This is a genomic window from Brevundimonas sp. CURTG3B2_SDJG (genome assembly GCF_057364705.1).
This window is the reverse complement of record NZ_JBNFOJ010000228.1, coordinates 1-4,436: the sequence shown is the minus strand read 5'-3', so window position 1 is coordinate 4,436 and position 4,436 is coordinate 1. Positions and strand designations below refer to the sequence as shown.

4 protein-coding genes and 1 pseudogene are annotated in these 4,436 nt (G+C 70.4%); 4 read left to right on the top strand and 1 reads right to left on the bottom strand.

The window, feature by feature from the left end; all coding sequences use genetic code 11:
- Window positions 1-165: 165 nt before the first annotated feature.
- The 3 genes and pseudogenes from ispG (at window position 166) to AC2W7C_RS13790 (ending at window position 2,835) form a co-directional block, all read left to right on the top strand.
- Window positions 166-1,313, top strand: a pseudogene (gene ispG / locus AC2W7C_RS13800) (flavodoxin-dependent (E)-4-hydroxy-3-methylbut-2-enyl-diphosphate synthase).
- Between the two features lie 222 nt (window positions 1,314-1,535).
- Complete coding sequence (locus AC2W7C_RS13795; protein ID WP_486001953.1) at window positions 1,536-2,240, top strand: alpha/beta hydrolase family protein; 705 nt, start codon at window positions 1,536-1,538, stop codon at window positions 2,238-2,240.
- Window positions 2,241-2,244: 4 nt separating this feature from the next.
- Window positions 2,245-2,835, top strand: a complete 591-nt coding sequence (locus tag AC2W7C_RS13790; protein WP_486001952.1) for a glutathione S-transferase N-terminal domain-containing protein — start codon at window positions 2,245-2,247, stop codon at window positions 2,833-2,835.
- Here AC2W7C_RS13790 and AC2W7C_RS13785 read toward each other — a convergent pair.
- Window positions 2,832-3,614: a sulfite exporter TauE/SafE family protein gene (locus tag AC2W7C_RS13785; protein ID WP_486001951.1), complete on the bottom strand. Its 783-nt coding sequence runs from the start codon at window positions 3,612-3,614 to the stop codon at window positions 2,832-2,834. The genes AC2W7C_RS13790 and AC2W7C_RS13785 overlap by 4 nt on opposite strands.
- A gap of 171 nt (window positions 3,615-3,785) precedes the next feature.
- Here AC2W7C_RS13785 and AC2W7C_RS13780 point away from each other — a divergent pair.
- Window positions 3,786-4,436: alpha/beta hydrolase family protein (locus AC2W7C_RS13780; RefSeq protein ID WP_486001950.1), on the top strand; the 651-nt coding region annotated here is incomplete at its 3' end.

Here is a 4,436-nt window from a genome sequence, read left to right as displayed (position 1 = left end):
CCGCGGCCGAGGTGTCGGCCCGCACCGAAGCCGCCCGCCAGGCCGCGGCCGCGCAAGCCCAGGCCCAGCTCCAGTCCGCTTCATTGCAGGCGACGTCGCCGCAGTAGGCCCGCGACGCCGCATGTCGTGGCCATGCCGCAATCGGGAGCCTATGTTGCGTCCGCAATGAGCGCCGACCACACACACGTCCGCCCCTGGCGTCACATCGAACGCCGCAAGAGCCGCCAGATCATGGTCGGCTCCGTCGCCGTGGGCGGCGACGCCCCGATCAGCGTCCAGTCGATGACCAACACCCCGACGTCGACGCCGCGGCCACCCTCGACCAGATCCGCCGGCTGGAAGAGGCCGGGGCCGACATCGTCCGCGTCTCCTGCCCCGACGAGGAGTCCACCGCCGCCTTCCGGACCATCGCCCGCGAGGCCCGGGTCCCGCTCGTCGCCGACATCCACTTCCACTACAGGCGCGGCGTCGAGGCCGCCCAGGCCGGCGCCGCCTGCCTGCGCATCAACCCGGGCAACATCGGCTCTTCGGATCGCGTGCGCGAGGTCGTCCAGGCCGCCAAGGACCACGGCTGCTCGATGCGCATCGGCGTCAACGCCGGCAGCCTGGAGCGCGAGCTTCTGGAGAAGTACGGCGAGCCCTGCCCCGAGGCCATGGTCGAAAGCGCGCTGAACCACGCCCGCATCCTCCAGGATCACGACTTCCACGAGTTCAAGATTTCGGTGAAGGCGTCCGACCCCTTCCTCACTGTCGCCGCCTACCAGCAGCTGGCCGACGCCATCGACTGTCCGCTGCACCTGGGGGTGACCGAAGCGGGGCCGCTGCGCACCGGCACGATCAAGTCCGCCATCGGCATGGGCTCGATGCTGTGGGCCGGCATCGGCGACACCATTCGCGTTTCGCTGGCGGCGGACCCGGTCGAGGAGATCAAGGTCGGCTTCGACATCCTGAAGTCGCTGGGCCTGCGCCACCGCGGCGTCAACATCATCGCCTGCCCCTCGTGCGCCCGTCAGGGCTTCAACGTCATCGAGACGGTCGGCGTCCTGGAAGAGCGGCTGGCCCATGTGACCACTCCGATGTCGCTGTCGATCATCGGCTGCGTCGTCAACGGCCCGGGCGAGGCCCTCTACACCGACGTCGGCTTCACAGGCGGCGGCAAGGGCGCGGGCATGGTCTATCTGAACGGCAAGATCGCCCACAAGCAGGCCAACGACGGCATGATCGACGAGATCGTCGCCCAGGTCGAAGCCAAGGCCGCCGAGCTCGAGGCGGCGCGCAAGGCGGCGGAGGCGGCCGGCCTTCGAGGCGGCTGAGTAAGGCTCTGTTCCGCCTCAAGCTCCTGCGCTAGTCAATCCAGCCTGTCCAAGGGGGAGCTCCATGATCCGTCACGCCGCCGCCGCGGTCGCGTCGCGCTTCGCTGGGGCTCCGTCCCCGCCGTCCCCGTCCTGGCCCAGGCGGCGCCGGCCGCCGCCGCGACGTCGACCGCCGCCCATGTCCAGCTTCCCGCCCCAGACGGCCGCGTCATCGACGTCAGCGTGTGGACGGCGGCGGACGAGCAGGGCGTGATCGTGTTCGGCCACGGCTGGGGCAGCGAACCGTCGCGCTATCACCGGATCATCGACTACTGGGTCGCCCACGGCTTCACCGTGGTCGCGCCGATGCACACGGATTCGATGCAGCATCCGCAACACGCCGAGGCCACCTCGCAGAGCATCTTCATCACCCGTCTGGTCGATCTGGGCGTGGTGCGCGGCTACGTGAAGGCCAGCCATCCGGGCAAGCCCCTGGTCGCGGCCGGCCATTCCTTCGGCGCGCTCAACGCCCTGATGGAGGGCGGCGCCGTCACTGTCGCCGGGCCCCAGGCGGACCCGGACGTGCGGGTGGTCGTGGCCCTGTCCTCGCCCGGGACCGTCCCGGGCGTGGTCGATCCGTCGAGCTTCGCCACCGTCACCGTGCCGATCCTGATGGTGACGGGCGACGCCGACACCGTGCCGGGTTTCGTCACCGAGCCGCGCGATCACCGCCTGTCCTTCGACACCAGCCCGGCCGGCGACAAGATGCTGCTGACTTTCGCCGGCGGCGATCACAGCCTGATCGGCAACGCCGACGCCCCCGACTTCGACCTGATCGCCGCGACGACCCTGGACTTCATGCGCGCCCATGCGCTGGGCGATGCCGAGGCGCAGGCGCGTCTGGATCGTCTAACCGCGCCCGAGGGCGTGACCATCGAGCGCCGTTGAGACCATGAAGCTCTATATCACCGCCCCGTCGCCCTACGCCCGCAAATGCCGGATCGTCGCCCGCGAAAAGGGGCTGGCGGTCGAGGAGATCTTAGTCGATCCCTACGCCGACGCGGCCGAACTTCTGGCCTCCAACCCGTTGATCCAGGTTCCGTCCCTGATCGCGTCGGACGGCCTGCCGATCAATGACAGCCCGGTGATCTGCGAATATCTGGACGCGCTCGGAGACGGCCCCCGGCTTCTGCCCGTCGAGGGACCGGACCGGCTGCGCGTGCGGCGCATCGAGGCCATGGCCGACGGCCTCTTGGAAATGGGGGTCAAGCTCGTCCTGGAGAAGCGCCGGCCCGAGCACGAGCGGTCGCCGTCATGGATGGAGCGCTGGACCCGGAACATGGGCCGCGCCCTGGACGCCCTGGAGGCGCAAGGCCTGTCGGCCGACGACGTTCACATGGGGACCCTGACCGCCGGCGTGGCCATGACCTGGATCGCCTTCCGCCACCCGGACTTCGACCTGACCACCGGCCGTCCGTCGCTGGTCGCCTTGCAGGCGGCGCTGGAGGCGCGGCCGAGCTTCATGGAGACCCGGCCCGCCTAGGCCATCACCCCGGCCAGTTGCAGGCCCTGGAAGCCGGCCAGAACCAGCAGCAGCCCTCCGACCGCATAGGTGAGAGCCCTCTGCGGCACCCGCTTGACGATCAGCCCCGCGAACGGCGCCGCCAGAAGGCCGCCCGCCACCAGGCCGGCGACCGCCGCGAACTGGTGCTCCAGCGCCCCCGCCTCCTTCCAGTGACCCGTCACCAGCGCCCACACGAAGGTCGCGCTGATCGCCACGGTCAGGAAGAACTCGGCGGTGTTCACCGTGCCGATGGCGCGGCGCGGCTCCTGCCCGGCGCCCACCAGGGTCGAGGAGACCGTCGGCCCCCAGCCGCCGCCTCCGATCGCATCCAGGAAGCCGCCGATCACGCCGAGCGGCGACACGATCCAGGCCGGCCGGATCTTGCGCGGCTGGATGTCGTGTCCGGCCCGCCAGAGGATGTAGAGCCCCATCAGCGCCAGGTAGGCGATCACGAACGGCTTGACGACGTCGCTGTCCAGGCCCGCCAGCACATAGGCCCCCAGGCAGCCGCCGATCACCCCGGCGATCGCCAGGGGGATGAACAGCCGCCACTCCACGTTCTTGTGCCACACGTGGCTGCCGGCCGAGGCGGCGGTGGTGAACACCTCCGCGCCATGCACGCTGGCCGACGCCATCGCCGGCGGCACTCCGAAGGCCAGGAGCACGGACGACGAGATCACCCCGTAGGCCATGCCCAACGAGCCATCGACCGCCTGCGCCAGGGCTCCGACCAGGAAGAACAGCAGGAAGGTTTCCATGAAGCCCCGTCAATGGCGGACGTCGTTCGTCCGTCCCTCTGGAGCTAATGCGCGAACCCGCCGGCCGTAACGGCGACGCTGTCACTTTTCCGTCAGTCCGCCTTACCGCTTGTTCACTGGACCGTGCGCCGCGAACACGGCCTTCTGCGGGAAACACCAGGAAACAGACTCATGACATTCCATATCGGACTGACCGCCGGCCTCGCCGCCCTGCTGCTTGCGGGGACCGCCGCCGCCCAGATCGGCAACGAGCCCGCTCGGCCGGATCCGGCCTTCGCCTGCCATGTGGGCCTCTACCGGACGTCCGACGGAACCCCTCGTCGACGTCGCCCCCGGTCAGCGGGCCCGGCGGCGCTGGCGCCTGCTGGACGGCCGCACCGGCCGGCTGCGCCAGGACGCCTCCGGCGCCTGGACCGCACGGAGGGTTGGACCGAGCAACCTTCCCCTATCCAGGCCGCCTTCGGCGATTGCGCCCAGGCCGACCGCATGACCTTCGACGGCCGCGAGGCGCGCCGCGTTGCCCTCACTACGACCGACGTCGCCTTCACCGGCGACGACGGAACCCCGCTCGCCGGCCGCTTGATCCTTCCGCCGGGCGACGGCCCGGTTCCCATCATGGTCGAGATCCACGGTTCGGAGGCCTCTTCGGCCCTGGACTTCAACTGGTTCCAGCGTCTGGCCCCCGCCTCGGGCGTCGGCGTTTTCGTCTACGACAAGCGCGGCACCGGAGGCTCCCAGGGCGAGTACAACCAGAATTTCGAGATCCTGGCCGCGGACGCCGCGGCGGCCGTCCGCGCGGCGCGACAGGCGGCCGGAGCCCGC